The organism is Streptomyces sp. NPDC002328 (genome assembly GCF_042890065.1).
Lineage (GTDB): Bacteria > Actinomycetota > Actinomycetes > Streptomycetales > Streptomycetaceae > Streptomyces.
In genome coordinates, this window is record NZ_JBIARQ010000005.1 from 278,579 (window position 1) to 304,669 (window position 26,091).

At 74.0% G+C, this 26,091-nt stretch carries 19 protein-coding genes and 1 pseudogene; 11 read left to right on the plus strand and 9 right to left on the minus strand.

The window, feature by feature from the left end:
* The first annotated feature begins 29 nt into the window (after positions 1 to 29).
* The 8 genes from ACFYX4_RS16215 (at position 30) to ACFYX4_RS16250 (ending at position 9,299) form a co-directional block, all read left to right on the plus strand.
* Positions 30 to 836, plus strand: a complete 807-nt coding sequence (locus ACFYX4_RS16215; protein ID WP_389332396.1) for an HlyD family efflux transporter periplasmic adaptor subunit — start codon at positions 30 to 32, stop codon at positions 834 to 836.
* Positions 833 to 3,055 (plus strand): NHLP family bacteriocin export ABC transporter peptidase/permease/ATPase subunit, encoded by a 2,223-nt coding sequence (locus tag ACFYX4_RS16220; RefSeq protein WP_389332399.1) that lies wholly within the window; start codon positions 833 to 835, stop codon positions 3,053 to 3,055. The genes ACFYX4_RS16215 and ACFYX4_RS16220 overlap by 4 nt, the downstream gene beginning before the upstream one ends.
* Complete coding sequence (locus ACFYX4_RS16225) at positions 3,052 to 5,931, plus strand: NHLP bacteriocin export ABC transporter permease/ATPase subunit (RefSeq protein WP_389332402.1); 2,880 nt, start codon at positions 3,052 to 3,054, stop codon at positions 5,929 to 5,931. Before ACFYX4_RS16220 ends, ACFYX4_RS16225 begins: the two co-directional genes overlap by 4 nt.
* Before the next feature lie 63 nt (positions 5,932 to 5,994).
* Positions 5,995 to 7,002, plus strand: a complete 1,008-nt coding sequence (locus tag ACFYX4_RS16230; RefSeq protein WP_389332405.1) for a Ppx/GppA family phosphatase — start codon at positions 5,995 to 5,997, stop codon at positions 7,000 to 7,002.
* 20 nt (positions 7,003 to 7,022) lie between these two features.
* Positions 7,023 to 7,223, plus strand: coding sequence for a hypothetical protein (locus ACFYX4_RS16235; protein ID WP_389332408.1), 201 nt, complete (start codon positions 7,023 to 7,025; stop codon positions 7,221 to 7,223).
* 203 nt (positions 7,224 to 7,426) lie between these two features.
* Entirely contained in the window at positions 7,427 to 8,440 is a 1,014-nt protein-coding gene (locus tag ACFYX4_RS16240) for an iron-containing redox enzyme family protein (protein WP_389332411.1), read from the plus strand.
* Between the two features lie 45 nt (positions 8,441 to 8,485).
* Entirely contained in the window at positions 8,486 to 9,121 is a 636-nt protein-coding gene (locus tag ACFYX4_RS16245) for a HemK2/MTQ2 family protein methyltransferase (RefSeq protein WP_389332414.1), read from the plus strand.
* The gene (locus ACFYX4_RS16250; RefSeq protein WP_389332417.1) at positions 9,102 to 9,299 is read left to right on the plus strand and encodes a CDGSH iron-sulfur domain-containing protein; all 198 of its coding nucleotides are present in this window, start codon (positions 9,102 to 9,104) and stop codon (positions 9,297 to 9,299) included. Before ACFYX4_RS16245 ends, ACFYX4_RS16250 begins: the two co-directional genes overlap by 20 nt.
* A gap of 246 nt (positions 9,300 to 9,545) precedes the next feature.
* Here the strand turns inward: ACFYX4_RS16250 and ACFYX4_RS16255 are convergent, their stop codons facing one another.
* Entirely contained in the window at positions 9,546 to 9,983 is a 438-nt protein-coding gene (locus ACFYX4_RS16255) for a protease inhibitor (RefSeq protein WP_389332420.1), read from the minus strand.
* A gap of 402 nt (positions 9,984 to 10,385) precedes the next feature.
* Here ACFYX4_RS16255 and ACFYX4_RS16260 point away from each other — a divergent pair, with 402 nt between their 5' ends.
* On the plus strand, positions 10,386 to 11,555 hold the full coding sequence (locus tag ACFYX4_RS16260) for a lactate 2-monooxygenase (RefSeq protein WP_389332423.1): 1,170 nt from the start codon (positions 10,386 to 10,388) through the stop codon (positions 11,553 to 11,555).
* 165 nt (positions 11,556 to 11,720) lie between these two features.
* On the opposite strand, the gene ACFYX4_RS16265 is transcribed toward ACFYX4_RS16260, so the two are convergent.
* The 6 genes and pseudogenes from ACFYX4_RS16265 to ACFYX4_RS16290 all read right to left on the minus strand — a co-directional run bounded on the left by ACFYX4_RS16265 (position 11,721) and on the right by ACFYX4_RS16290 (position 18,260).
* Positions 11,721 to 13,373 carry a ricin-type beta-trefoil lectin domain protein gene (locus ACFYX4_RS16265; protein ID WP_389332426.1) on the minus strand — a complete coding sequence of 551 codons (1,653 nt, stop codon included), beginning with the start codon at positions 13,371 to 13,373 and terminating at the stop codon, positions 11,721 to 11,723.
* Between the two features lie 480 nt (positions 13,374 to 13,853).
* Positions 13,854 to 14,231 (minus strand): toxin Doc, encoded by a 378-nt coding sequence (locus ACFYX4_RS16270; RefSeq protein ID WP_389332429.1) that lies wholly within the window; start codon positions 14,229 to 14,231, stop codon positions 13,854 to 13,856.
* Between the two features lie 3 nt (positions 14,232 to 14,234).
* Positions 14,235 to 14,480 (minus strand): hypothetical protein, encoded by a 246-nt coding sequence (locus ACFYX4_RS16275; protein WP_389332432.1) that lies wholly within the window; start codon positions 14,478 to 14,480, stop codon positions 14,235 to 14,237.
* 87 nt (positions 14,481 to 14,567) lie between these two features.
* Positions 14,568 to 16,808, minus strand: a complete 2,241-nt coding sequence (locus ACFYX4_RS16280) for a glycoside hydrolase family 9 protein (RefSeq protein ID WP_389332435.1) — start codon at positions 16,806 to 16,808, stop codon at positions 14,568 to 14,570.
* Positions 16,809 to 16,976: 168 nt separating this feature from the next.
* Positions 16,977 to 17,804: pseudogene (locus ACFYX4_RS16285) on the minus strand (discoidin domain-containing protein); the annotation flags it as partial.
* 30 nt (positions 17,805 to 17,834) lie between these two features.
* Positions 17,835 to 18,260 (minus strand): hypothetical protein, encoded by a 426-nt coding sequence (locus ACFYX4_RS16290; protein WP_389332438.1) that lies wholly within the window; start codon positions 18,258 to 18,260, stop codon positions 17,835 to 17,837.
* Between the two features lie 271 nt (positions 18,261 to 18,531).
* Between ACFYX4_RS16290 and ACFYX4_RS16295 the strand changes: the two genes are divergently transcribed.
* Positions 18,532 to 21,006 carry a SpoIIE family protein phosphatase gene (locus ACFYX4_RS16295; RefSeq protein ID WP_389332441.1) on the plus strand — a complete coding sequence of 825 codons (2,475 nt, stop codon included), beginning with the start codon at positions 18,532 to 18,534 and terminating at the stop codon, positions 21,004 to 21,006.
* A gap of 144 nt (positions 21,007 to 21,150) precedes the next feature.
* A complete protein-coding gene (locus ACFYX4_RS16300) occupies positions 21,151 to 22,449 on the plus strand; it encodes an SLC13 family permease (RefSeq protein ID WP_389332444.1) in 1,299 nt (432 codons plus the stop codon).
* 57 nt (positions 22,450 to 22,506) lie between these two features.
* Here the strand turns inward: ACFYX4_RS16300 and ACFYX4_RS16305 are convergent, their stop codons facing one another.
* Positions 22,507 to 24,663, minus strand: a complete 2,157-nt coding sequence (locus ACFYX4_RS16305; RefSeq protein ID WP_389332446.1) for a ricin-type beta-trefoil lectin domain protein — start codon at positions 24,661 to 24,663, stop codon at positions 22,507 to 22,509.
* 315 nt (positions 24,664 to 24,978) lie between these two features.
* Positions 24,979 to 26,001: a helix-turn-helix domain-containing protein gene (locus ACFYX4_RS16310; RefSeq protein ID WP_389332449.1), complete on the minus strand. Its 1,023-nt coding sequence runs from the start codon at positions 25,999 to 26,001 to the stop codon at positions 24,979 to 24,981.
* Positions 26,002 to 26,091 lie beyond the last annotated feature (90 nt).

Consider the following 26,091-nt stretch of genomic DNA (forward strand, 5'->3'; position numbering starts at 1 on the left):
GACGTCCCGAAACTTCCCGAGAGAAGCCCGTGCAGTTCCGCCAACAGGCCCTCGCCAAGCTCCAGTCGCCGGAGGAACTCGACCTGCCGGTGCGGTTCGCGCGCCCCCAGGGATGGCTGGTCCTGTCGGTGACCCTGGTCGCCCTCGCGGCCGCGTCCGTGTGGGCGGTGACCGGCTCGGTCGCCTCCACCGTGAGCGCACCCGCCGTCCTCACCCACGGCGAGGGCAGCTATGTCCTCCAGAGCCCCGCCGCCGGCCAGGTCACCGCCGTCCTCGCACGCGAGGGCCAGCGGCTGCCGGCGAACTCCCCCGTCCTGAAGGTGCGTACGCCCGACGGTGAGACCGTGGTGCGCACGGTCGCCGCGGGCCGGATCACCGCGCTCGCCGCCACCATCGGGCAGATCATCTCCACCGGCGCGAACGTCGCCGCCGTGGAGAAGGTCGCCGACGCCGACGACCCGCTGTACGCCACGGTGTACGTCCCCGCGGAGAACGCCGCCGCCATCCCCGAGAACGCGGCCGTCGACCTGACCGTGCAGACCGTGCCCGCCCAGCAGTACGGCGTGCTGCGCGGCCATGTGAAGTCGGTGGACCGCACGGCGCAGTCGGCGCGGCAGATCGGCGCGTACCTCGGCGACAGCCAGCTGGGCGAGCAGTTCACCGAGGACGGCCGCCCGGTGGCCGTCCTCGTCCGGCTGGACCCCTCCGCCTCGACGAAGAGCGGCTACCGCTGGTCCTCCGCGGACGGTCCGCCGTACCCGCTCGCCTCCATGACCATGGCCACGGGCTCGATCCGGCTGGCCGACCAGCGTCCCGTCGATTGGCTGCTTCCGTGACCACCGCGCAGGAGACCCGGGGCAGACGGCGTGCCGCGCCGCCCCGCCGGACCGTCCCCAAGCCCCGCCGCAAGACCGTCCGCACGCCCACGGTCCTCCAGATGGAGGCCGTGGAATGCGGCGCCGCCTCCCTCGCCATGGTCCTCGGCCACTACGGCCGGCACGTCCCGCTGGAGGAGCTGCGCATCGCGTGCGGTGTCTCCCGCGACGGCTCGCGCGCCAGCAACCTCCTGAAGGCCGCCCGCAGTTACGGGCTGACGGCCAAGGGCATGCAGATGGACCTGGCCGCCCTCGCCGAGGTGAAGGCGCCCGCGATCCTGTTCTGGGAGTTCAACCACTACGTCGTCTACGACGGCATGGGCCGCCGCTTCGGCCGCCGGGGCGTGTTCGTCAACGACCCCGGCAAGGGCCGGCGTTTCGTGCCGATGGAGGACTTCGACGGCAGCTTCACCGGTGTGGTGCTGGTGCTGGAGCCGGGCGAGGACTTCCAGCGCGGCGGACGCAGGCCGGGGGTGCTCGGGGCGATGCCGGCCCGGCTGCGCGGCACCGCGGGCACCCTGCCGGCCGCCGTCCTGGCGAGCCTGCTGCTGGTCCTGGTGGGCGCGGCGGTCCCGGCGCTCAGCCGGACCTACATCGACATGTTCCTGATCGGCGGGCAGACCTCGCTGCTGGACGTGCTGTTCGCGTCCATGGGTGCGTGCGTGCTGCTCACCCTCGCCCTGACCTGGCTCCAGCAGGCCAACCTGCACCACGGGCGGACCATCTCCTCGACGCTGTCCAGCGCGCGGTTCCTGCGCCATCTGCTGCGGCTGCCGGTGACGTTCTTCTCCCAGCGCAGCCCCGCCGACCTGGTGCAGCGCCTCCAGTCCAACGACGCCGTCGCCGAGACCCTGGCCCGCGACCTCGCCTCGGCGGGCGTGGACGCCGTGGTCGTCGTCCTGTACGCCGCCCTCCTCTACACCTACGACCCGCAGCTCACCTTCGTCGGCGTCGGCGTGGCCCTGCTGAACATCGTCGCCATGCGGATCGTGATCCGGCTGCGGGCGACCCGTACGGCGAAGCTGCGCGCGGACAACGCGCGGCTCACCAATACCGCGTACACCGGGCTCCAGCTGATCGAGACGATGAAGGCGACCGGCGGGGAGGACGGCTACTTCCGCAAGTGGGCCGGGCAGCACGCCACCACGCTGGAGGAGCAGCAGCGGCTCGGCGTGCCGAGCGCCTGGCTCGGGGTGGTCGCGCCGACGCTCGCCACGCTGAACAGCGCGCTGATCCTGTGGATCGGCGGGATGCGGGCGATCGAGGGGCATATCTCGGTGGGCCTGCTGGTCGCCTTCCAGGCGCTGGTCACCCGTTTCACCGCCCCGCTGACCCGGCTCAACGGCGTCGCGGGCCGTATCCAGGACTTCGCGGCGGACGTGGCCCGGCTGAAGGACGTGGAGAGCTTCCGCGCCGACCCGCTCTACGACCGTCCCGGCGGCGCCGACTCCACGCGGCGGCTGCACGGGCACGTCGAGCTCGAGAACATCGCCTTCGGCTACAGCCCCCTGGACAAGCCGCTGCTGACCGGCTTCGACCTGACCGTCGGGCCGGGGCGGCAGGTGGCGCTGGTCGGCGGCTCGGGCAGCGGCAAGTCGACGGTGTCCCGGCTGATCTCGGGCCTGTACACGCCGTGGGAGGGCGTGATCCGCATCGACGGCCGGCGACTGGAGGACATCCCGCGCGGGGCGCTGGCCGCCTCCGTCTCCTTCGTCGACCAGGAGGTGTTCCTGTTCGAGGGCACCGTCCGCGACAACGTGGCGCTGTGGGACCCGTCGGTCCCGGACGAGGCCGTGGTGGACGCCCTGCGGGACGCCGCCCTCCATGACGTCGTCATGCGGCGGCCCGGCGGCATCCGCAGCATGGTGGAGCAGGACGGCCGCAACTTCTCCGGCGGTCAGCGCCAGCGGCTGGAGATCGCCCGTGCGCTGGTGCGCCGGCCGAGCATCCTCGTCCTGGACGAGGTGACCAGCGCGCTGGACGCGGAGACCGAGCTGATCGTGATGGACAACCTGCGCCGGCGCGGCTGCGCGTGCGTGGTGATCGCGCACCGGCTCAGCACGGTCCGCGACAGCGACGAGATCGTCGTCCTGGAGCACGGCGCGGTCGTCGAGCGCGGACGGCACGAGGAACTCCTCGCACGCGGCGGGGCGTACGCGGCGCTGGTCAGGGAGCGGTGACGGCCATGCACGAAGGCGACGTGGTGCTCGCCGCGCTCGGCGGGACGGGCGCGCCCGCCGACTGCTCGGGTTCCGGCCGGCTCGACCTCGAGGGCCCGCAGGTGCTGTGGCTGGTCGCGGCGGGCGCGCTGGACCTGTTCGCGGTGGACGCCCAGCAGCAGGGCCACTGGCACCATCTGGGCCGGCTCGAGGCGGGCGCGCTGCTGCTCGGCCCGGTCGCCGGGCCCCATCACACGCTGGTGGCGCGCCCGTTGCGGGACTGCGTGGTCCACCGCATCGGCCTGCGCGAGCTGTACCAGCCCGCGAGCACCCAGACCTGGTCCTACGACGAGTACGGCAACCCGCAGTACGTGCCGCCGACGTCGAGCCCGCTGGAGTACGCCCTCGCGCTGGGCGTGGGCCGCGGCCTCTCCGTCCTCTTCCAGGCGCCGATGGCCTCGGAAGGGCCTTCGGAAGATGGGGGTGCCCCCGTGCGAGCGCGTTCGAGCATGGGGGACGACGACGACGTGTTCTGGATGCAGGTGCCGCCGGGCAGCGTGCAGTACGGCTCGCTGTACGGCGCGGACGCCGCAGCCGACCTGCTGATGGACCCGGCGGTGTGGCAGTCCATGGTGGACCAGCAGTACCGCCTGCTGACCACCCTGGACCGCTGGATCGAGCAGCTGGAACGCACCCACGAGACCCGCACGGCCGCCGGCATCGAGGCCGGTGAGGCGGTGCGCGCGCAAGCCGACCGGACGCTGCTGGCGTCGATCGGCGGGAACGGCGGCCCCGGCCGGCACGACGACCGGGGGCGCCGGCGCGCCACGGCCGCCGACGCGGACGCCACCTTCGCGGCGTGCCGGCTGGTCGCGCGGGCCGCCGGGATCAGCCTCGTCGAACCCGCCCCGGCGGGCGACGACGACGAACGCCTCGACCCGGTCGAGCAGATCGCCCTCGCCTCCCGGGTGCGCACCCGCGCCGTACGCCTCGACGGGCGCTGGTGGCGGGACGACGTCGGGCCGCTGGTCGGCGTCCGGGCGCTGTCCGGCGCGCCGGTCGCGCTGCTGTGGCGGCGCGGCGGCTATGTCGCCGTCCATCCCGCGACGGGCCGGGAGACGCCGGTCGAGAAGGCGAACGCGGAGGAGTTCGAGCCGCGGGCCGTCATGTTCTACCGGCCGCTGCCGGAGAAGCGGCTGACGCCGCTCGGGCTGCTGCGGTTCAGCATGCGCGGCACCGGCCGGGACCTGACGCGTCTGCTGCTCAGCGGGCTGGTGACGGTGGCGATCGGGGCACTGGTGCCGATCGCCACCGGCAAGGTGCTCGGCGAGTACGTGCCGAGGGCCCAGTCGGAGCCGATCGTCCAGATCTGTCTGGCGGTGATGGTCAGCAGCGTGGTGGCCGCGGCGTTCATGCTGCTCCAGAACCTCACCATCCTGCGGCTGGAGGGCCGCATCGAGTCGACGCTGCAACCGGCGGTGTGGGACCGGCTGTTGCGGCTGCCGACGAAGTTCTTCGCGGAACGCTCGACCGGTGAGCTGGCCAGCGCGGCGATGGGCATCAGCGGGATCCGCCGGCTGCTGGCCGGGCTCGGCCCGTCGGTCGCCCAGGCGTCGACGATCGGCGCCATGAACCTGGGGCTGCTGCTCTGGTACAGCGTCCCGATGGCCATGGCGGCGATCGGCATGCTCGTCGTCGTGGCCGCCGTCTTCCTGGGGCTCGGGCTGTGGCAGGTGCGCTGGCAGCGGCGGCTGGTGACGCTCTCCAACAAGCTGAACAACCAGGCCTTCCAGACCCTGCGCGGGCTGCCGAAGCTGCGGGTGGCCGCCGCCGAGAACTACGCGTACGCGGCCTGGGCGGAACGGTTCGCCCGCAGCCGTGAGCTCCAGCAGCGGCTGGGCCGGATCAAGAACCTCAGCACGGTGCTGGGCGCGGTGTATCTGCCGCTGTGCTCGCTGCTGATGTTCATGCTGCTGGCGGGTCCGGCGCGCGGCGCGCTGTCGGCGGCGGACTTCCTCACCTTCCACACGTCGATGACGATGCTGCTGACCTCGGTGACCTCGCTGACCGGCGCGTTCGTGTCGGCGGTGGCCGCGCTGCCGCTGTTCGAGGAGATCCGGCCGGTGCTGGCGGCGACGCCCGAGGTGCGGGCCGCGAGCACCCGGCCGGGCCCGCTGTCCGGCGCGGTGGAGGCCCGGCGGCTGTCGTTCCGCTACTCCGACGACGGCCCGCTCGTCTTGGACGACGTCTCCTTCGAGGTGGGGCCGGGCGAGTTCGTGGCGATCGTCGGGCCCAGCGGCTGCGGCAAGTCCACCCTGCTCCGGCTGCTCATCGGCTTCGACCGTCCGCTGTCGGGCAGTGTGCTGTACGACGGTCAGGACCTGGCGGCCCTGGACCAGTCGGCGGTGCGCCGGCAGTGCGGGGTCGTCCTCCAGCACGCCCAGCCGTTCACCGGCTCGATCCTGGACGTCATCTGCGGCACCGGGTCGTACACGCCGGAGGAGGCGATGGCGGCGGCCGAACTGGCGGGGCTCGCCGAGGACATCAAGCGGATGCCGATGGGGCTGCACACCATCGTCTCGGGCAGCGGGTCGGTCTCCGGCGGGCAGCGGCAGCGGCTGATGATCGCGCAGGCGCTGATCCGCCGGCCGCGCATCCTCTTCTTCGACGAGGCGACCAGCGCGCTCGACAACGAGACGCAGCGCACGGTCATCGAGAGCACCCGCAAGCTCAACGCCTCCCGGGTCGTCATCGCGCACCGGCTGTCGACGGTGATGGACGCCGACCGGGTGGTCGTCATGGAGAACGGCAAGGTCGCCGAACAGGGGCCGCCGGCGCGGCTGCTGGCCGACACGGGCGGGCGGCTGCACGAGTTGGTGCGGCGTCAGATGACGTGACGGGCGTGCGCCCCGGCGTGGAGCGTGGAGCATGAAGGTGTAAGCCTGGGTACTCGAACGGTCATGAGAATCAGTGTCCTGGACGTCGGGTCCAACACGGTGCGGCTGGTGGTGGCGGATGCCCAGGACGGGGTCCCGCTGCCGGTGCACACCGCCAAGTGGCGGCTGCGGCTGTCCGAACGGGTCAAGCCCGGCGAGCCCATCCCGGAGGAGTCCGTGGAGCAGCTCGTCGCGTCGGTCGCCGCCGCGAGCCGCACCGCGACCCGTTGGGGGGCGACGAGCCCGCTGGCCTTCGCGACCGCCATGGTGCGCAACGCACCCAACCGGCGGGAGGTGCTGCGCACGGTCCGCTCCCGGACCGGCGTGCCGCTGTGCACCCTGCCGGGCGAGGTGGAGGCCGAGCTGACGTTCCTCGGGGCCCGCCGCTGGATGGGCTGGCGCTCGGGGCCGCTCGCGCTGATGGACATCGGCGGCGGGTCGTTCGAGGTGGCGTTCGGACGGGGCCGGCTGCCGGACTTCGTGGCCTCGCTGCCGCTCGGGGCCGGACGGCTGACCCACGAGCACTTCGCGGGGCAGGACCCGCCGTCCCCGGAGCTGGTGCACGCGCTGCGGCGCAAGGTCCGCCATCAGCTGCGGGACGTGGCCGCCCGGATCCGCTGGGAGGGGCCGCGCACGGCGGTCGCCACCTCCCGTACGTTCCAGCAGCTCGGACGGTTGTGCGGGGCGCCGCCCGGACGGCACGGGCCGTTCGTCCCGCGCACCCTGGACTCGCGGGACCTGGGCACGGCGGTCGCCCGGCTCGCCGCGCTGCCCGCCGCCGAGCGGGCCCGGCTGCCCGGCATCTCCGCACCGCGCGCGGCGCAGAGCCTCGCGGGGGCGGTGGTGGGGCACACGGCGATGAAGCTGATCGGGCTGAAGACGGTCACCGTCTGCCCGTGGGCGATCCGCGAGGGTGTGCTGCTGCGGCACATCGAGGACGGCTCGTCCTGGTGGGCGGAGGTCACCCGCCTCTCCGAGGAGGCCCCGCCCGCTGAGCCGGTGCCGCTGCGGATCGCGGCGACGAAGAACTGACCCGAGGAAAGGAGCAACCCATGTCGGACGACCCCCAGCACAAGCACAACGAGCCTTCCGAACACCACCCCGCCGAGACCGCGCTCGAAGAGGTACTGCGCGAAATAGAGGAAGCCGAACTCCGCTCGGAAGACACCCCCGAGGAACGAGGTCACCGAGGCGAGGCCGCCGAGGCGGCAACCCCAAACACCCAGGCCCAAGAAAACGCAACAGGCGACTGACCATCCACCCCACGACCCGCCGGCCCCCGCAGCCCGGCGCCCCGGCAGCGCCGGGCCGGGCATCCGGCCCTCGGTCCGCCCGTACCCACGCTGCCCCTCGAACCGCGGGTCGCGCGTCCCCGCAGAACCCGGCGTGAGCCAGGCAGCCCGGGGCGCAGCCACCCCGTCGGATGACACACCTGGTCGTGGGGTACCCGGCCCGTATGGCATACGATCCCGCAGGTCCTCGCCTCCCCGCCGGACGGGGCCCGCTCTCCGCCGCGGTGCGGGGGTACCTGCTCGGCACCGGCCCGCTTCCCCCCGTCGAGGCGGTCGGCGAGGCGTCGCCGTACGGGGACGACCTCCAGCTCGCCCTGTACCTCTGCTACGAGCTGCACTACAGAGGCTTCGCCGGAGTCAGCCCCGAGCGCGAATGGGATCCCGCCCTGCTGAAGGTCCGCGCCGCGCTGGAGGACACGTTCCTCACGGCCCTGCGCGCCGACACCCCCGTCCACGACACCGTCGAAGACGCGCTCGCGGAACTCCTCGTCGAGCCGGTCGACGGCACCGGCGTCTCCCACTTCCTGCGCGACGAGGGCGAGTTGTGGCAGCTGCGGGAGTACGCCGCGCAGCGCTCCCTCTACCACCTCAAGGAGGCCGACCCGCACGCCTGGGTGCTGCCCAGGCTGTGGGGCAGGGCCAAGGCGGCGATGGCGGCGGTGGAGTTCGACGAGTACGGCGGCGGCCGCCCCGACCGCGTCCACGCCCGCCTCTTCGCGGACCTGATGACCGACCTCGGCCTGGACACCGCGTACGGCCGCTACCTCGACGCGGCCTGCGCCGAGACCCTGGCCACCGTCAACCTGATGTCCCTGCTGGGCCTGCACCGCTCCCTGCGCGGCGCGCTCGTCGGCCACTTCGCCACCGTCGAGATCACCTCCTCCCCCGGTTCGCGCCGCCTCGCCGAGGCCATGCGCCGCGCGGACGCCGGCCCCGCCGCCGCGCACTTCTACGACGAGCACGTGGAGGCCGACGCCGTCCACGAGCAGGTCGTACGGCACGACGTCATCGGCGGCCTGCTGGAGGAGGAACCGCACCTGGCCCCTGACATCGCCTTCGGCATCGGCGTCACCGGCCTGCTGGAGGACCGCCTCGGCGACCGCCTGCTCACCGCCTGGCGCGCGGGACGCTCCTCCCTGCGCGCTCCCCTCAATTCCGAGATGGCTCATATTTCCTGATTGTCGGGGTACTTGGTCGAGGTGAATCACCTGGTACTCCCGGGCGTGTACGCCCCTCAGGAGGACACCGAGCTGCTGACGGGAGCGCTGTCCGAAGAGCCGCTCGCCCGCGGCGCGGACGTCCTGGACGTGGGCACGGGCTCCGGCGCGCTGGCCTTGGAGGCCGCCCGGCGGGACACCCGGGTCACCGCCGTGGACGTGTCCCGGCGGGCGGTGTGCGTCGCCCGCTGGAACGCCCGGCGGGCCGGCCTGCCGCTGCGCGTACTGCGCGGGAACCTCTTCGACCCCGTGCGCGGCGAGTCCTTCGACCTCATCCTGACCAACCCGCCGTACGTCCCGGCCCCGGTCCCGGCCGACGCCGGCGAGCCGCGCGGGTCCGCCCGGGCCTGGGACGCCGGCGGGGACGGCCGGCTGGTCCTGGACCGGATCTGCCGTGAGGCGCCCGCCCTGCTGCGGCCCGGCGGGGTGCTGCTGATGGTGCATTCCGCGCTCTGCGACCCCGACACCACCCTCGCGCGGCTGCGCGCGACCGGGCTCAAGGCCTCCGTGACGCGCCGCCGCCGTATACCGTTCGGCCCGGTCCTGCGCTCGCGCGCGGACTGGCTGCGCCGCCGGGGGCTGCTCTCCGCCGACGAGGACGACGAGGAACTGGTGGTGGTCCGTGCCGAACTCCCCAGCTGACCGGCCCCGCCGGATCACCGTGCAGCGCAAGGGCCCCCTGCTCGTGGAGGGCCCGGTGGAGGTGGAGCTGGAGGACGGCACCGTCGTCGCCTCCGACCGCTTCCGGGTCGCCCTGTGCACCTGCCGCCGCAGCCGCCGCTACCCCTGGTGCGACACCAGCCACCGCGACCGCGCGTGACGTCTGCCGCGCGACCGCCACGACCACGCACAGGGCCTGCCCGGCGGATCGCGCCGGACAGGCCCTGAGGTGGTCGCCGTCCGTGGACGGTGTGTCCCCGGACGGTGATCCCAGGGGCCGGCGGGCGGCCCCACTCCGCCCGGCCGGCCCCTGGGGGGCGAGATCGCGATGTCCCGTGTTCAGTGGCTCGTACTCCCCACGTCACGAGCCTCCAGCGGCGTCCACGAGAGCCACGCGATCCCGGTCTCAGAACGCGAAGAGGCGACTCCCGGAGGAGTTCTTCAGGCACTCGTTCGCGAAGCCGCGCTCGTAGGAGACGCGCTTGCCCTGCCATACGCCGTCGACGGTGACGACGACGGGGTCGTACTGCTTCGTACACATCACGTTGCCGGTGCCGCTCGCCAGCGCCTCGAAGTCACCGCCGGCGGCGCGCAGTTCGGCGCAGGCCAGGGCGGGGGCCGGGTGGCTGCCGGAGGGGCCGGGCGCGCAGGTCAGGGTGACGGCACGGGCCGGGCTGACGGCGGCGGCGCTCTCGCCGTGCCCGATGGTCAGCACCAGGGCCGACGGGGCGTACAGCGAGTCCGGGGCGGCCGGGGCGGCGATCGCCGAGGACCCGGTCAGGGGTCCGCAGACGGCGGCGGCCGTGAGGCCGATGGTCGCTGCCCAGCGCGCGGTGTTCCGCATTGTGTGCATCCTTCCGCTCGATTCGGGAGTGCGCCGGTCCGGCGTCGGTGGTGCCGGACGCGGCGAGCGCGAGTCTGCCGAGAAAGCAGCCGAATCTCACATCGACCCCACAGGTTTCAGTAACCTTTCGTGTTGAAGTAGTGGCGTGAAGTGACGGACTTCGAACGTTACAACCCCGCAAGCAAGCGCTTCGTGATCCCCCGGTTCGCCGAAGTGACCGGTTTTCATAGGCTCGTTAATCGTCCGGAAACATTCCGCTTCCCGGCCGCGCCCCGCCCGGCGGCTCCCCCGCGTTCACCCTGAGTCGGTGCCTGGGCCGTGGGCATTTCATCCGTACGGGCGTCGCCGTATCGTCGGCGGTCGACGATCAGCGGTCGGCGATGTCGAGAGGCGGACGTACGGATGGCGAAGCACTGGGCGGACTTCCAGTACGAGATCTACCTGAACGGCATGACGGGCGCGGTCCCCCGGCTGCCCACGGATCTGACCCGGCTGGAGGAGCTGACCGAGCGGCGGCTCGGCCCGGGGCCGGTCGGCTATGTCGCGGGCAGCGCGGGCGACGGCAGCACGGCGCTCGCCAACCGGGCCGCCCTGGCACGGCGCCGGATCGTGCCGCGCATGCTGCGGGACGTCCATGAGCGGGATCTGTCGGTGGAGTTGCTCGGCCGCTCGCTGCCCGCGCCGCTGGCCCTGGCTCCGGTGGGGGTGCTGTCGATCATGCATCCGGAGGCGGAGTGCGCGGCCGGCCGGGCCGCCGCCGCGCAGGGGGTGCCGTTCGTGCTGTCGTCGGCGTCGAGCACGCCGCTGGAGCAGGTGGCGGAGGCGATGGGCGACGCCGAGCGCTGGTTCCAGCTGTACTGGTCCAAGGACCGTGAGGTGACCCGCAGTTTCCTCGGCCGGGCGCGGGCGGCCGGGTTCACGGTGCTGGTCGTCACCCTGGACACCCCGCTGCTGGCGTGGCGGCCACGCGACCTCGACCAGGCGTATCTGCCGTTCCTGCACGGCGTGGGCACCGCAAACCACTTCACCGACCCGGCGTTCCTGGCGGGCCTGGCCCGTCCGGTGCACGAGGATCCGAACGCGGCGGTGCTGCACTTCGTGAACCTGTTCGCCGACCCGGGCAAGACCTGGCCGGATCTGGCGTTCCTGCGGGAGCACTGGGACGGCCCGATCGTCCTGAAGGGCGTCCTGCACCCGGACGACGCCCTGCTCGCCGCCGAGGCCGGGATGGACGGCGTGGTGGTCTCCAACCACGGCGGCCGGCAGGTGGCCGGCTCGGTCGCCGCGGCCGACGCGCTGCCCCGGGTGGCGGCGGCGGCCGGCGACCGGCTGACCGTGCTGTTCGACAGCGGGGTGCGCACCGGGGACGACGTCTTCAAGGCGCTGGCGCTCGGCGCGCGGGCGGTCCTGCTCGGCCGCCCCTACGTCTACGGCCTCGCCCTGGACGGACAGCCGGGCGTCGAGCACGTGATCCGCTGCCTCCTGGCCGAGCTGGACCTCACCCTAGCCCTGTCAGGCCACACCACCCCGACCACGATCACCCCGACAGACCTGGAACAGGGCACCGACTGAGCACCGACGCCGACGGGGAGTCGCCCCCAGACGGCCCGACAGCGCCGCCTGGGGGCGCGGGACTGTACCGATATGCGGCTCCGCCGCGGGGCGCGACCAGCCACAACGCACCCGCGCCGAACAGACAACCAGCTACGGCACAACCCGCAGAGCGCCGCGCGCAGCTCAGGCAGTACGGTCGGACAACTCGATCGGCTGAGCCTGCGGAGCACCCGCACCCGCACCCGTGCCCGCGTCCGTCACCCAGCGCTGCCCCGTGGAGCGGTCGCGGACCTTGACGACGACGTCGGCGCCGGGCTCCCCGCCGGCGGGGGCGAGGGCGAGGTTCTCGTCCCAGCGGGGCAGGAACTCCCCCTGCGCGGACAGGTCGTAGCGGACGTCGTCGGCGCGGGGATCACCGGCGTCCGCGCACTCGCCGAGGATGACCACCCCGGCGTCCGCGTGCGAGTCGACGCACAGCGCGGGGTCGGCGGCGCTGCGCAGTTGCCCGTCGTCCTCGTAGGACCACCGCTGCGCGGGTTCGGCGGAGCAGTCGGCGAGTTCGAGGGCGGCGCCGGCGCGGGCCTCGCCGCGGACGTCCAGGCAGAGGTCGGCGGCGGCGTTGCGCAGCCGGGCCTCGCGGGGCACGGTGGGCAGCCGGGCGGTGTCCGGGGCCGTGGCGTCGGGGGCGGGCGCGGTCTGGGAGTCGGCGCCGGAGGCGGTGCCGCCGGCGGAGCTCGTGGAGGCGGCGGCGTCGGCGCCCCCGTCGTCGGGCCACACGCCGGCGGCGAGCAGCGTGGTCAGCAGGCCGGCGGAGGCCAGACCGACGCCGGTGATCAGTGCTTTGGGGGACCTCGGTCCGCCGGAGCCGCGGCGGCCGGGGGTGGGTATGCGGTCGAGCAGGGCGCGTCCGCCCCCGCGCGCTCCCCCGTCGGCGGCGGCGCGGCGTCCTCCGCGCGGCCGTCCGCCGCGGTGCCGGGCGGAGCCGCGCAGCCGGACGGCCTGCTGGCGGGCGGGGCGCGAGTCGACGTAGCGGCGGGCGCCCCAGCCGAGCACGGCCTCGGCGATCAGCACGCCCAGGTCGCCCTCGAAATGGCCGAGTTGCTCGGCCGCGGCCCGGCAGTAGCGGCAGGCGTCGAGGTGCTGGCGGACGTCGGGCAGGAGGTCGCCGCCGCGGCCGATCGGGACGTCGAGGAGCCGGTTGTAGAAGCGGCATTCCTTGCTGGGGGCGAGTTCCTTGTGGGCGCGGACGCAGCCCTCGCGGAGCTTGTCGCGGGCCTGTTCGTGGACGGAGGTCACGGTGTCGGTGTCCATGCCGAGCAGGCCGGCGGCGACGGTGATCGGCTCGGCCTCGACCTCCACGTGCCACAGGACGCAGCGGGCGACGGGAGGCAGGCCCTGGAAGGAGCGTTCCGCGAGGACCCGGTTGTCCGGGGTCATCGACTTGGCGGTCCGCATGCCGCGGGCGCCCGCCGGCTTGCGCAGGTCGGGCAGCACCCCGGACAGTCCCTCGTCGGCGGCCCAGATCCGGATCGTGTCCCGCACGGTCACCAGGAGCCGCGGGCGCAGTCCGGTGCCCGGCTCGCCGAGCTTCAGCCGGTCGAAGACCTGGTGGAAGGCGGCCGTGGCGACCATGGACGCGGAGGCGGTCGAGGAGGCGAGGCAGATGACCGCGTACTCGTGCACCGGCTGCCAGTGCCGCGCGATCAGCAGCGCGGTGGACTGGGCGACCTCGCTGTCCGTGCCGCTGCGGGTGCCCGCGGCGAGGGACTCGTCGGATTCTCCGGGGCCCCCGCCGGGCGGGGGGTAGGGAGGGCGAGGAGGTTGGGGGGTGAGCACTGAGCGGCGTCCTTCGGTACGTACCTGTTGGCGCGGCGGGGAGCACGCATTCGCCTCCGCCGGCGAACACGGGGCGCCCGGCCCCGGCCCCCCGCACGAGTGGTTCACCTTCGCACAACTGAGTCGTACACAACAAGCCGCCGGGGATTCCCGGCCACTGTTGAAAGGAAGTCGATAAGACGGCCGTGAATTTCTGCCCGATTGTGGGCCTCGTTTTCTTTCTCCGTCATGACTTTCATCGCCTTCGCGCGTGCTTCCCGCGCCCAGTGCGCCCCGTGTGAAGCCCGCGCACGCGCCGGCGTGCCGCACACGTTCCCGGTGCGCGCCGCCGCGTAGTGGACTGGGTGCGCGGCCCTTCCTCGGAGGCCCCGCGCGGGAAGGCGGCTCTCCTGCGCGAAACGGCCGCCGGCCCTGTTCCTCCCGCCCTCGGCCGGCGGCCCGGGAGGCTCGCGCCTCACCGGGGTCAGGGATCCGAGTCCCTCAGATCTGCCAGGACCGCAGCCGGTCGGCCGCGCCGTACACGTCGGTCTTGCCGTCGAAGAGGTCACGGGCCAGGTCGACGAGCGCGCCGTAGGGCGGGTCGATGCCGACGCCGCTGACGAACATGTAGGCCACCGCCGTGGCGCAGGCGAAGCGGGCGTTGGCCGAGGGCAGGGGCTTGAGCAGGGCGAGGGTGTGCAGCAGCGCTGCGGCCCGCCAGGCCGGGTCGGAGTCCACGCCGAGGCGGGGCGGGTCGACGCGGTGCCGGGCGACGGCGGCGACCAGCGCGGAGAAGTCGTTGACGGTCGGCTGGTCCGGCAGGACCTCTTCGTGCCGCTGGAGCAGCCAGGGCACGTCGATGTGGATGACGGGCGTCATCGGTCAGGCGACCCGCCCCGCGCCCCGGACGGGCGCCTCGTCGTCCGGGAAGGCCGCCGCGAACTCGTCGGCGTGGGAGGCGAAGAACTGCCGGAAGGCCTGTGCGCCCTCCTGGAGCGCCCGGTGCCGCGCTATGTCGGCGGCGGCCGCCTCCCGGACGAGCGCCTTCATCGACGTGCCGCGTTCCTTGGCGATCTGCCGCAGGTCCTCCAGCTCGCGATCGCTGAATTCCACATTGAGGGCTGGCATGCCCTTCACGGTACCTTTCGGGTACTCGCACCGTAAATAGTCGCAGGTCACGCTGGTGCCGGGACGGTACCGTGAAGGGCGGGAGCGCTATGCCTGGTCGGCCGCGAAGGACGCCAAGCGGGCCAGTGCGGCGTTCCAGTTGATCGCGGTCTCGTTGGTCGACCAGGACTGGATGTCGTCGATGTAGCAGAACTGCCCGACGCAGCCGGTGAGCTTGGACTGCGCGTAGGGGTCCTGGATGCTGGAGTTGGGGCCGCCGGCGAGGGTGCCGGCGGGCGGGTCGGGCAGGTTCGGGTCGAGCTGGCGGGCGTACCAACGGCTGTGCTGGCGGTGGGCGTTGACCTCGCCGTAGCCGGTGACGTAGGAGATGTTCAGGGCGTTGCGGCCGAGGATGTGGTCCATGCTCTGGAGCGCGCCGTCGCGGTACTTCGAGGCGCCGGTGATGTCGTACGCGGTGGCGATGACCACGGCGTTGTTGAGGACCTGGTGGGCGGAGCCCCAGTCGTAGCGGTTGCCGTCGGGGGCGTAGGGCGTGCCGTAGGGGTGGGCGCGCAGGGTGGCGAGGTACTTGTCCGCGCCGGCGACGACGGAGCGGCGGACCTTGTCGCGGCCGGGGAGCTTGCTGGGGACGGTCGCGAGGTCGAGGCGGGCCGCGGCGGCGGTCCTGGCCCAGTCGAAGCCGTAGGGGCCGAAGACGTCGGCCGTGTGGACCGGGGAGTTCAGGACGCGGTCGGCGAACTGCCGTTCCCCGGTGGTGAGGTAGAGCTCGGCGGCGGCCCAGTAGAACTCGTCGCTCACGTCGTTGTCGTTGTAGGCGCCGCCGCCGGTGCCGTCGGCGGGGTCGGCCAGGATGTCGGGGTGGGCGAGGGCGGCCGTCCAGGCCTTGCGGGCGGCGGTGAGGGCGCGGGCGGCGAACGCCTTGTCGTGGGGCTTGTACAGGCGGGCGGCCTGGGCGGCGGCAGCGGCGAGGTTCAGGGTGGCCGCGGTGGTCGGCGGGTGCAGTTCGCGCTTCTGCGGGTCGTCGTGCGGCAGCAGCGGCAGTCCGGTCCACTGCTGGTCGTGGATCTTGTGGTGGGCCATGCCGGCGAGCGGCTGCCCGTCGGGGACCTGCATCTTCAGCAGGAAGTCGAGCTCCCAGCGGGCCTCGTCGAGGATGTCCGGGACGTGGTTGCCGCTCTCGGGCAGGGCGAGCGTGCCGTCGCCGAGCTTCGCCGGCCGGCCGGTGCGGGCGTGCAGGGAGCGCTCGTAGGTGCTCAGCAGTTCCCAGGTGGCGATGCCGCCGTTGACGACGTACTTGCCGTGGTCGCCCGCGTCGTACCAGCCGCCGCTGACGTCGAGGGTGTAGTCGCACACACCGGGCTGGCACGGGACGGCGGTGTCGCCCTGGTTGGGGGCGACGCCGAGGTGGCCGGCGGCCCTGCCGTAGCCGGGGCGCAGGTCGTCGCGGATCGGGGTGCCGCTGCGCTGGGTGTAGTAGTACTTGACCGCGTCCAGGCGCAGCCGCTCGTAGGCGCTCGCGTCGACGTCGAACGGGCGGCTGGTCTCGCCGTCGGCGACCAGGGTGAAGCCGGTGCCGCGCCCCCGGTACGCGCCAAAGTCGAGGGAGTGGACGTTCTGTCCGGAGGAGGCGTCGACCCCGCGCGGCACGGTCCAGCCCCGGGTGACGGTCTTCCCGGCGGCGTTCTTCAGCTCCCAGGGGAGTCTCGCGGTCGCGTCGGTGACGAGGGTGGCGTTCTTCGGTCCGGCGGGCAGGTAGGCGACCTGGTTGACGCGGACCCGGGGTCCGGTGTCGGGCTGGTACACCTCCGGCGGCACCCCGCCCAGCAGGGACACGTCGTCCAGGCAGAACCGCCAGGGGTCGGCGCTGCCGCCGACCTGGAAGGCGACCTGGGCCTGGGCGGAGTCGACGGGCGCGGTGAAGGTGTAGGTGTACGAGCCGGCCGCCGCGTCGAGCACCGGGCTCGCCTCCTGCCAGGTCTCGTACGGCGCGACCGACTGGCCGACGATCGCCCGCACCACGTGTCCTTCGGGCACGCCGGAGGCCTTGAAGGAGAACCGGTACGTCTCCCCCTTGGTCAGCGTGACGTCGTTCTGGCCGACGGCGGAGTCCCAGCGGTCGGCGGTGCCGCCCGGCACGTCGGCGCACAGCCCGCCCTCGGCGAGACCGGCGGTGACGTTGGCGGTCCACCATCCGTCGGCGGTGCCGTCGAAGGCGCCGTTTTTGATCTGCTCGACCTCCTCGGCCCCGGCCTGCGGCACGGGCAGCGCGGTGAGCGCCCCGCCCAGCAGGGCCGCCAGGGACAGCAGGGTGGTTCTGCGTCGTTTCACGTCCGGATCTCCTGGGCTCCTCGGGGGAACGCCGCCTCCGCAACAGATGGGAGCGCTCCCAACGACGGTCGCAGGACATGCTTGTTGCAGTCATGACACTCCGTCAACGGTCCGGACGGGACGGGTTGCGCGGCTTGCCGTCCCGTCCCGCCCGGAGCCCTCCTGTCTCTACGCCTCCAACTTGCTGATGCGCACCGCCCCTTGGACCTCGCCGGGGCGGGCGCTGGTCAGGGTGAGCCGCAGCCGGGAGCCGCTGACGGCGTTGAAGGTGATCACGGTGGGCTCGTCCGAGGCCCGCGCCCAGTCGACGGCCGCCCCGGTCGCCGGCCGGTACCGCTCGCCGTCCCAGATCTCGACGGCGACCGCCGCGGGCAGGCTGTGCGCGGGCCCGACGGTGAACGACACCTCCACCCGGTCGAAGCTCCGCGTCCGGCCCCAGTCCACCGAGATCCAGTCCCGGGCCCGTGCCTGGTTGAAGGCGGGCAGCAGGGCGGTGGCAGCCTTGGCGAAGGCGTTGGACCAGCCGGTGGCGGGGTCGCCGTCCAGCACGGCGGCGGGCAGGGTGTCCGGCCGTCCGGAGTAACTGGCGTCCGCGTGCGGGTAGTTCAGGGGCGCGGGATGGTCGGGCATGAACGCGGCGGCGGGGGTGGTCGCCGCCGAACGGGCGTGCGTGGTGCGGACGGTGGCCGTGCCCCGGCGCAGCCCGTCCACGCGCGCGGTCACCTTCAGGGCGCCGGGTTCCGTGCCCGACCGGACGATGGCGAGTGCCTTGCCGCAGAAGGCGGTCCGGGTGCCGGCCTGGTAGCGCTCGGCGCTCTCCTCGCGCCCGTTGTCCAGCCCGGCGAGGGAGCCTCCGCTCACCTCGAAGGTGATCACGTGCTCGGCGTCGGGGACGACCACCCCGCGCGCGTCGACGACGTCGGCGGTGACGAAGACGAGCGAACGGCCGTCGGCGGGAAGGGACTTGCGGTCTGGGGTGAGACGGACGGCGTGCGGGCGCCGGTCGGAGCGAGCCCGAGATGCATTTCACCCGGCGTGGAACGCCGCAGCTTTCGGCACGAGCCCCGGCGACGACCAGGCCGTCTCGCGGTAGGCGCCGCTGTCGGAGCACCAGCGGCTGCCGGGGAGCAGGTTCTGCCACTTGACCGCGAGAACGCTCTCGGTGACGCCGTCGGCGTGCGCCCAGCCTGCGGGGACGGCCACCCGCCGCCAGCCGGAGTCGTCGTGGCCGGGGCCGGCGGCGTCGGCGTACCGCCCGGTCGGGTCGGTGATCCCGCCCGGGTTCACCTGGGCGAACCGCCAGCCGTCGCGCAGGGCGAGGGTACGGCGGCCCGTGGGGCCCGAGGCGCTCTCGGCGTGCCCGGCGGCATGGCACGCCGGGGTGGCGAGGACCGCGCCGGCGACGGGGGCCGCCGTGGAGGCGAACAGAACCGATCTGCGAGTGACCGTCATGGCGGCTCGTCTCCCTCATCAGGAACCAGAAGTACTCACAACTGATCGTCAGCAAACAGAATCTGAGGTCGTTCCGCGCCCGCCCGTCAAGGGTGCCGCTCGGGCCGTCCGTCCCCTGGCCCCCACACGCCGGTCGTTCGGCCGGTTCCGCCCTTGACCACCCCGTTCCGCGAGGGGACGGACTCCCCCTCCCTGCCGGGGACACAAGCACTAAGGTGGAACTGAAGTGGCCCGCTTGTTCACTGTGAGTGTCCGCGATGGAGTGGGGACGATGAGCCCGGACTACCCGTTCGACGATGCCTCGACGGCGCGGGCGGTCATCCACGAGGACGGCACGCTCACGGGCTGGAGCGAGGGGGCCCGCCGGCTGCTCGGCTACGAGCGGTCCGAGGTGGTCGGCCGGCCGGCCGCCGCCCTGCTCGCCGACGCACCGGCCGACGGCGACGAACCGGCCGACGGCGACGCACGGGCCGGCGGCGACGAACCGGCCGAGGGCAACGCACCCGTCGTCGTCGGCTCCCGGCCACGGCGTCCCGGGCCCGGCGAGGAGCGCTGGAGCGGCACCCTCCCGCTGCGCCACCGCGACGGCCACACGGTGTCCGTGTGGGTCCTCGCCCACCTCAGACGGCCCGGCGACGACGCCCCGGCCACCTGGCTCGCCGTGACCCCGCTCGCCGGCGGCTACCCCGCGCCGGAGGACGACGAGCTGGTGCGGGCCGCCCTCACCCAGTCCCCCTGCGCCACGATGATCTTCGACGAGGAGCTGCGGCTGCGCGGCATCAACGACGCCATGGCCGACCTCGTCGAACTGCCCTCCGCCCGCATCCGGGGACTGCGCGCCACCGACATCGGCAGCCGGCCGCAGAACTCGGAGATCGAGGACTACATGCGCCTCGCCCTCGCCAGCGGCGAGCGCCAGGTGATGCAGACCTTCATGAAGGCCACCGGCGAGGACCGGGCGCACGCCTGGCTGGCCCGGATCGCGCCGCTCACCGACGCCGCCGGGCGGGTGCGCGGCATCTGCGTCACCGCCCACGACTTCACCGAGCACTTCCTCGCCCGGGAGCGGCTCCAACTGGTCAACGAGGCGAGCGTGCGCGTCGGCAGCACCCTCGACGTCACCCGGACGGCGCAGGAGCTGGCGGAGGTGTGCGTGCCCACGCTGGCCGACTTCGTCAGCGTCGACCTGCTCGATCCGCAGGAGCACGCGGGCGAGGCCGCCGGTCCGCCGACCGCCCCCGTCCAGCTGCGGCGCGCCGCGCACCACTCGGTCAACCCGGGCGCGCCGGAGGCCGTCGTCCAGCCGGGCGATGTGGACGCCTACCCGGAGACCTCGCCGCAGGCCGCCTCCCTGCTCGCCGGCCGCGCCGTGGTGGCCGGCGCACCCTCCGGCGACCTGGCAGAGTGGCTGTCCTGGGACGACCGGCGCTTCCGGCGGATCGCCGAGTACGGCATCCACTCGACGATGTCCGTGCCGCTCCAGGCCCGGGGCGCGACCCTCGGGGTCGCCGTCTTCACCCGCTTCCTGCGGCCCGACCCGTTCTCCCCCGACGACGTGCTGCTGGCCGAGGAGGTCACCGCGCGCGCCGCCGTCTGCATCGACAACGCCCGCCGCTACTCCCGCGAGCGGGAGACCGCCCTCGCCCTCCAGCGCAGCCTGCTCCCGCGCTCGCTGCCCCGCACGGCCGCCGTCGACGCCGCCTCCCGCTATCTGCCGGCCGCCCGGGCCGGGGTGGGCGGCGACTGGTTCGACGTGATCCCGCTGTCCGGGATGCGGGTCGCCATGGTCGTCGGGGACGTGGTCGGGCACGGCATCCAGGCCTCCGCGACCATGGGCCGGCTGCGCACCGCCGTGCGCACCCTCGCCGACATCGACCTCGCCCCCGACGAACTCCTCACCCACCTCGACGACCTCGTCCTGCGGCTCTCGGAGGAGGCCGGCGGCGAGGGCGGCAGCCCCGGGGAGATGGGGGCGACCTGCCTGTACGCGGTGTACGACCCGGTGTCCCGGCGCTGCACGCTGGCGCGGGCCGGGCATCCCCCGCCGGTGCTGCTGCCGCCCAAGGGCGCCCCGCGCCAGGTCGACCTGCCCGCCGGTCCCCCGCTGGGCCTGGGCGGGCTGCCCTTCGAGTCGGCCGAGCTGTCCCTGGCCGAGGGCTCGGTCCTCGCGTTCTACACCGACGGCCTGATCGGGCCCCGCGCCGGCGACGCGGACGCCGATCACGAAGGCCTCCGGGACGCCCTGGCCGGGCACACGGACTCCCTCGACGAGACCTGCGACCGCGTCCTGCGGGCCCTGCTGCCCCAGGGCGGCGCGGCCGACGACGTGGCCCTGCTCCTCGCCCGTACCCGGGGGCTGCCCGCCTCGAAGGTCGCCACCTGGGACATCCCCGCCGACCCGGCGCTCGTCGCGCCCATCCGCAAGCAGGTCGTCGAGCAGCTGGACCGCTGGCGGCTGAGCGAGGCGACGTTCCCGGCGGAGCTGGTGGTGAGCGAGCTGGTCACCAACGCCATCCGATACGGCGCGCGCCCCATCCGGCTCCGGCTGATCCATGACGCGGCCACGCTGATCTGCGAGGTCTCCGACAACAGCCACACCGCGCCGCACCTGCGCCGGGCGAAGACCTGGGACGAGGGCGGCCGGGGGCTGCTGCTGGTCGCCCAGCTCACCCAGCGCTGGGGCAGCCGGCACACGGCCGACGGCAAGACGATCTGGGCGGAGCTGGCGCTGTTCGACGAGGAGTGAGGGCGGCTCGCCCCACCCGACTCGGCGGGCTCGCCCCACCGGACTCGGCGGGCTCGCCCCATCGGTTCCGCCTCCGGCTTCTCTCCGCCTCCGTCGGTCCCCGGCCCCGGGCTCTTGGCTCGGCTTTTACCCGGGCCTGTTTATATGGCGGGGCGCCCCTTCTCGAACACGCCCCGGAGATCCGCCCTGAACGCCCCGCTCGCCGTCGTCCTGTCCGTCGCCCTGCTCGTCGCCTCGCTCACCTGGGCCGTGCTGCGCCCCGCGGGCCGCTCGGAGGCCCTGGTGGCGGTCCCGGCCGCGGCGCTGGCCGTCGTGGCCGGGGTGATCTCGCCGCAGCACGCGCTGGCGGAGGCGGAGCGGCTCGGGCCGGTGGTCGGGTTCCTGGCGGCGGTGCTGGTGCTGGCGCACCTGTGCGATGTGGAGGGCCTCTTCACCGCGTGCGGGGCGTGGATGGCGCGCCGGGCGGCGGGCCGCCCCCGGCGGCTGCTGACGGCCGTGTTCGTGCTGGCCTCCGTCGTCACGGCCGTGCTCAGCCTGGACGCCACCGTGGTGCTGCTGACGCCCGTGGTGTTCGCCACCGCCGCCCGGATGGGGGTGCGTTCCCGGCCGCACGTCTACGCGTGCGCCCATCTGTCGAACACGGCCTCGCTGCTGCTGCCGGTGTCCAATCTGACGAACCTGCTGGCGTTCACGGCGAGCGGGCTGAGCTTCACCCGGTTCGCCGCGCTGATGACGCTGCCCTGGCTGGTGGCGGTCGCGGCGGAGTACGCGGTGTTCCGGCGTTTCTTCGCCGCCGACCTGCCGGCGGCCGAGCCCGCCGAGGACGACGGCCCCGCGCCCGCCGTGCCGCTGTTCGCGCTGATCACCGTCGGCTGCACCCTCGCCGGCTTCGTGGTGGCGTCCGCGCTCGGACTCGAACCGGTGTGGGCGGCGCTCGCGGGCGCCGTCGTCATGGCCGGGCGGGCGCTGGCGCGGCGGCGCGTGACGCCCACGGCGGTGGTGCGGTCCGCCGCCCCGGGGTTCCTGGCGTTCGTGCTGGCGCTCGGCATCGTCGTACGGGCGGTCGTCGACCACGGGCTCGCCGACGCGCTGAAGCGCGTCCTGCCCGGCGGTTCGGGGCTGCTCGCGCTGCTCGGCCTGGCCGCGCTGGCCGCGGTCCTGGCGAACCTGATCAACAACCTGCCCGCGGTGCTGGTCCTGGCGCCGCTGGCCGCCCCGGCCGGCGCGGGGGCGGTGCTCGCGGTGCTGCTGGGCGTGAACATCGGCCCGAACCTGACGTACGCCGGGTCGCTGGCGACGCTGCTGTGGCGGCGCGTGGTGCAGGGACACGAGGAGCGGGTCGAGGTCGGGGAGTTCACCCGGCTGGGACTGCTCACGGTGCCGGCCACGCTGATCCCGGCCGTGGTGGCGCTGTGGGCTTCGGTGCAGGTGCTGGGGGTCTGAGCCGGGCGGACGGCACTGCCGGCGCTGCCTGCCCTGTCGGCCCCGTCGGCGCTGTGGTCAGCGGCCTCCGCCGTAGCCGTTTCCGTAACCGCCGTAGCCGTAGCCGTAGCCGTTTCCGTAACCGCCGTACCCGTACCCGTTTCCGTAGCCGTAGCCGCCGGGACCGTTGCCGCCGTTCCAGCCCTGCTGGCCGTTCCCGGAGCAGGAGTACCAGGCGTAGGGCGAGCACGAGTCGTCGTCGGAGCCGGACGCCGAACCGGACGAGGAACCGGTCTCCGTGGACTTCGGGGCCGGTGTGGCCGACGGCTTCGGGGCGGACGCCGACGGGTTCGCCGGGCTCGGGGCCGGGCTCTTCGCGGCCTTGGGCGTGACGGGCGCGCCCGAGGTGTCGATGAGGGTGCTGTCGGCGTCCCAGTTGACGATCTGCATCTGCGGGTCGGGCTGCGAGGTGTCGATCACCCAGCGCTGCGCGCCGCCGTCCGCACGGTTCTTCAGGACGAGGGCGCCCGAGCCGTCGGTGGCGGCGGGGGCCAGGGCGAGGTTCTGGTTCCCGCGCGGGATCAGCGTGCCCTGGAGGGTGAAGTCGTAGCGGACGTTCTTGGCCTCCGGCGCGGACGCGGCGGCGCAGGGGGACAGCCGCACCGAGAAGCCGAGCTGGGAGTCGAGGCACAGGTCCGGGCCCGCGGTGCTGCGCAGCAGTCCGTCGGTCTCGTACGTCCACTGCTGGTCGGCGGCGGAGGAGCAGACGGCGAGCTGGGCCTCGGCGCCCTGGACGGCCTTCCCGCCGGTGATCCCGATGCACAGCCCCGACGACACGTTGTGCAGCCGGCCGCGCAGGGTGCCCTGGTTCTCCTCGGCGGCGCCGGCCCAGGACGGGTCGACGTCGGCGGCGTCCGTGTCCGGCGCCGCCGTCCCCGCGGCCTCGTCGCCCGCGGCCGAGCCGTCGCCGTCCGAGCCGAGGGCGGACCACAGCACGAGCGGCAGCACGACGAGGCCGCTGACGGTGAGGACGGCGATGGCGAGGTTGCGCCGGCGGGCGCGGCGGGCCGCCTTCTGCGCGGAACGGCGCGAGTGGGGGCGGGGGTTGACGGGGACGAGCTCGGCCCCGGGAGTGCGCGGACCCGCCGCGGGGTCCGGCGCGGCGGTGAAGGCCGTGGGGAACGGGGGGAACGTGCCGCCGAGGCCCGCGTCGGCGGCGGAAGCGGCGGTGGTCCCGGCGAACGCGGCCGCCCCGGGGTGCGCGGCGGGCTCGGCCGGCTCTGCGGACGGGACGGGGTGCGCGGGACGGGCGGGGTGCCCGGGGTGCGCCGGGTAGGAGTCGTCCGTGAAGGCCTCGCCCACGATCATCCGGGGACGCGGCCGTTCGGGCTCGGCGACGGGCGCGTCGACGCGGCCGGCTCTGAGCTCGCGGTACTCCCCCGCGGCCCAGCCCAGCACGCCTTCGGCGAGCGCCGCGCCCAGGTCGGCCTCGAACTGGCGGAGCTGGTCGGCGGTGTGGGCGCAGTGCCGGCACTGGTCGAGGTGGGCGCGCAGGTCCGGGTCGACGTCGCCGCCGCGGCGGCAGGTGACGTCGAGCAGCCGGTCGTAGCGGTGGCACTCCTCCTCGACGGCGAGTTCGCGGTGGACCTGGAGGCACTCCTCGCGCAACCGCTCGCGGGAGCGGCGCAGTTCGATGCGGGCGCCCTCCTCCTCCATGCCGAGCAGGGCGGCCGGGGAGGCGAGGGCCTCGACCTCGGCCTCGGCGTGCCACAGCAGACAGCGGGCGGTCTGGGGCAGTCGCTGGAACGCGCGGGAGATCAGGCGGCGGTTCGGCGGCGGGAGCAGCCGGGCGGCGAGCTGGTCGGCGTCGCCCTCGGCGGCGCGCAGTTCGGGGTGGAGCAGGTCGCGGCGGCCGTCGGAGTCCCACTCGGCGGCGATCCGGCGCACGGTGACCAGGAGGTAGGGGCGCCAGGCGGCGGTGGGGCCGTTCTGCCGCAGGGTCTCGCCGAAGAGGCGGGTGAACGCGGCGGTGGTGAGCATGCCGGCCGCGCGCTCGCTGTCGGCGCAGAGGCGGGCGTAGGAGATGGCCGCTTCCCAGTGCCGGTCGAGCAGTTCGCCGACGGGGTGCAGCGCGGGCGACGCCCCCGACCAGTTCTTGAGCTCGGCGCTCAGCTGTTCGTCCGTCACCTCGAGGCGGCGCGCCGAAGGGGAATTCGACAGGCCTGCGTCTTTCACGGCGGCATTCCTCCGGGGACATACGGCATCAGGTCCATACCAATCGGTATGGGACCCCCGCCGTGGGGCGACGGGATGCTCTCACTCAAAGTTCGGTGTCTCGAACGTCCGCAGTGCGCAGCTCTTTTGAAGCGTGGGGGGTGTGGACGGGAGAGACACCTCGTGCGCACGCGGGGAAAAATGCTGTCCGTGCGCCGACACGGCACACCTTCGCACAGGCGGACCAGGCAGAACAAGTGATCCAGCGGTTTCGTGCTTTGCCCGAGCGCGTGAATAGTCTTGACGAAACGTCAGTGAGCCGGGGAGGGCTCCTCGTCATTCGGGGCGGTCCCTGTATTGGTGTCCCTTTGGCGACGCAATTGCGGCGCGCATTCCGTCCCGGTACGCACCGGGCGGCATCCCGTGGCGGGCGCGGAAGAGCCGGCTGAAGTGGAACGGGCTGGCGAACCCCGCCGCGGTGGCGACGCGTTCGACGGACAGCCCGGTGCTCTCCAGGAGGCGGGCGGCGTGCCGCAGCCGGGCCTCGCGCAGGGCGCGCATCGGGGACTGGCCGACGTGCTCTGTGAACAGGTGGGCGAAGCGGGAGGGCGAGAGGGCGGCCTCCCGGGCGAGGGAGCGGACGGTGTGCGGGGCGCCGGGGTCGGCGGCGATCCGCTCCTGGGCCCGGCGGACACGGCCGTCGACGCCGGGCGGGACCCGGGAGGCGGTCGCGGAGGCGTGCGCGTGCGCTGTGGCGGCGGCCGCGGCCGCGGTGGCCGTGGCGAGCAGCACCGCCTCCTCCAGTGCGCACAGGGCGAGTTCACGCGCGACCGCGCCGAGGGCGACGGCGATGTCCTGGTCCGTGGGGGCCGGTGCGGGAGCGGAAGCGGGAGTGTGAGGGTGGGAGTGGGAGTGGGGTCCGGCCGTCGGCGTGATGCCGGCGGGGCGGCGGGCGTCGGTGTGCATACGGCTGAAGGCCGCCTCGATGCGGGGGTGCGTCGCGGGCGGGACGGCGGGGACGACGTACACGCCGTCGCCCGCGCCGTACGGGTGCAGCCACTGGGTCCAGGCGGGGCGGGCCTGGCAGTGCGCCCACCAGAACCGCCAGCGGTCCGCGCCCGGTTCGGTGGAGTAGCGGTGCGGGACGCCCGGCGCGAGGGCGACCAGGTCGCCGGGGCGGGCCCGGACCTCGGTGCCGCCCTGGCGCAGCCGGCCGAGGCCGCCCGTCGTCCAGGTGAACAGCCAACTGTCGGACCCTCCGGGGCGGTTGGCGCCGTATCCGGCGGCCTGGTCGAAGTGGCCCACCACCACCAGGCCGGGCGGCGGGGACGGGTCCCCCGGCGCGGCAGTCACGGACATGCCGTCAGCACGCACGGGCATCCTCCCGGATCTCGCAGGGACCTAGCGTGACGGGCCGGGGACAGCGGACGCGGGACCCACGACCTGGGA

Excerpts from the sequence above, each read along its gene's own strand:
- ACFYX4_RS16230 (WP_389332405.1), top strand. The coding sequence starts at position 5,995 with ATGAGAATCAGTGTCCTGGACGTCGGGTCCAACACGGTGCGGCTGGTG.
- ACFYX4_RS16235 (WP_389332408.1), top strand. The coding sequence starts at position 7,023 with ATGTCGGACGACCCCCAGCACAAGCACAACGAGCCTTCCGAACACCAC.
- ACFYX4_RS16240 (WP_389332411.1), top strand. The coding sequence starts at position 7,427 with ATGGCATACGATCCCGCAGGTCCTCGCCTCCCCGCCGGACGGGGCCCG.
- ACFYX4_RS16255 (WP_389332420.1), bottom strand. The coding sequence starts at position 9,983 with ATGCGGAACACCGCGCGCTGGGCAGCGACCATCGGCCTCACGGCCGCC.
- ACFYX4_RS16260 (WP_389332423.1), top strand. The coding sequence starts at position 10,386 with ATGGCGAAGCACTGGGCGGACTTCCAGTACGAGATCTACCTGAACGGC.
- ACFYX4_RS16270 (WP_389332429.1), bottom strand. The coding sequence starts at position 14,231 with ATGACGCCCGTCATCCACATCGACGTGCCCTGGCTGCTCCAGCGGCAC.
- ACFYX4_RS16275 (WP_389332432.1), bottom strand. The coding sequence starts at position 14,480 with ATGCCAGCCCTCAATGTGGAATTCAGCGATCGCGAGCTGGAGGACCTG.
- ACFYX4_RS16290 (WP_389332438.1), bottom strand. The coding sequence starts at position 18,260 with ATGACGGTCACTCGCAGATCGGTTCTGTTCGCCTCCACGGCGGCCCCC.
- ACFYX4_RS16295 (WP_389332441.1), top strand. The coding sequence starts at position 18,532 with ATGAGCCCGGACTACCCGTTCGACGATGCCTCGACGGCGCGGGCGGTC.
- ACFYX4_RS16300 (WP_389332444.1), top strand. The coding sequence starts at position 21,151 with ATGGCGGGGCGCCCCTTCTCGAACACGCCCCGGAGATCCGCCCTGAAC.
- ACFYX4_RS16310 (WP_389332449.1), bottom strand. The coding sequence starts at position 26,001 with ATGTCCGTGACTGCCGCGCCGGGGGACCCGTCCCCGCCGCCCGGCCTG.